General features: G+C 47.6%; 1 pseudogene. It reads right to left on the bottom strand.

Annotated elements, in window-relative coordinates:
• Positions 1-431: pseudogene (locus tag A3756_RS28375) on the bottom strand (carboxynorspermidine decarboxylase); the annotation flags it as partial.

The raw sequence follows: 431 nt of genomic DNA, 5'->3' as shown, positions 1-431 counted from the left end.
TGGGTAATATGATGTCCGCCACCAAAATTCACCCATTCAAGCCGAGGTAGAATGTCAGCAAATTGTTTTTCAATTTCGGCAAGTGTTCTATCAAGCGCGTCAAAACCTTGTTCGCATAAGGTATGAAAGTGTAAACCGCTTATACCATCCAGGCTACAATCTTTAAACGCCGATCTTGGAATCCCCAGACGTGAGCCTGGCGCACAAGGGTCGTAGATCGGTGTTGTGCCCTCGGAGTGCAAAGGGTTGATCCTTAAACCGAACTCTAAGTCAGGCCGAGCCTGTTTGGCTCGTTTGGCATTCTCTTTAAATCGCTCCCACTGACCGAACGAGTTGAACACGACGTGTTTCGAGATTGCCATAATCTCTTCTAAGTCATGCTCAGTGTAGGCGGCTGAAAAGGTATGAACCTCTTGACCCAAGTCTTTGCC

Source organism: Oleiphilus sp. HI0086, from assembly GCF_001635225.1.
This window is presented reverse-complemented; position numbering and strand designations above follow the sequence as displayed.